The sequence below is a fragment of the Pseudoalteromonas sp. T1lg22 genome (genome assembly GCF_002964645.1).
In the GTDB taxonomy this organism is placed as follows: domain Bacteria; phylum Pseudomonadota; class Gammaproteobacteria; order Enterobacterales; family Alteromonadaceae; genus Pseudoalteromonas.
In genome coordinates this window covers 1-1,096 of record NZ_PQBY01000014.1, presented here as the reverse complement: position 1 = coordinate 1,096, position 1,096 = coordinate 1, and the positions used below count along the sequence as shown (strand labels likewise).

Annotated in this window: 1 protein-coding gene; it reads left to right on the top strand. The window is 36.9% G+C overall.

Annotation, left to right across the window (positions count from 1 at the left end):
* Window positions 1-234: 234 nt before the first annotated feature.
* A partial coding sequence (locus C2M24_RS09615; protein WP_105200315.1) for an integron integrase occupies window positions 235-1,096 on the top strand: 862 nt, incomplete at its 3' end.

Genomic DNA, 1,096 nt, shown 5'->3' with positions numbered 1-1,096 from the left:
TAACATGTTTATAGCGAGCGAATCGCGCGTTTTTCTACTACGCTACCGCTCACTTTTCTGAATGATATATTTTTAACAGACTAGTTAACTTATTGCCAATATTATTAAAAATAGCTATTGCTCGTTTTCATCTTGCGACAAAAGCACGCGATTGGGTCGTTTTCTTGACTATGTGAGTGATTACGCTATAACTGTTTTAATATACAGTATTTACATATTTTCAAAGGAATGAAAATGAAAACTCGCTCGCCTTATTTAAATTACATCGCAGACTACATGTTGACTCGACAGTATTCACTGAGAACGGTTAACGCTTACCTTAGTTGGATATCTAATTTCATACATTTTCATAATAAAAGACATCCCACTACTATGGGTGATAACGAAGTGGTTGAGTTTTTAGACCACTTAATTTTAAAGAGAAATATGTCGCCTAGAACGCAAATGGCCGCATTAAATGCATTAGCGTTTTTGTACAAACACATAGTAAAAGAAGAATTGTCGTTGGACTTAAAATTTGTCAAAAGCAATAGACAACCCAAATTGCCAGTCGTAATGACACCAGAAGAAGTTAAAGAAATATTGTCGTTTATGAAAAAGCGCTATTACATAATTGCGGGATTAATGTACGGAAGCGGTTTAAGGGTAATGGAGGCGGTGCAGCTCAGAGTGAAAGACATTGATTTTGACTATAAATGTATTCAAGTCTGGAATGGAAAAGGCAATAAACATCGAATTGTAACACTTGCAAATGAGCTTATTCCATTGTTAAGAAATCAAATTATGCAAGTGGATGAATATCTACAACTTGACTTAAAAAATGAACAATATGCCGGCGTTTGGATGCCGAATGCGTTAGCAAAGAAATATCCATCTGCGAACAAGTCGTTGGCTTGGCAGTATCTATTTCCATCCTATAAATTAAGCGGCGATCCAAAAACGGGAGAAATTCGTCGACATCATTTTCATCCAACTTGTGTCAGGAAGGCGGTGAAGGCTGCTTTAAAACAGTCGGGGATTACAAAGTTAATTACACCACATACGTTTAGACACTCGTTCGCGACTCATCTTTTGCAATCAGGAGCAGACATTCGCA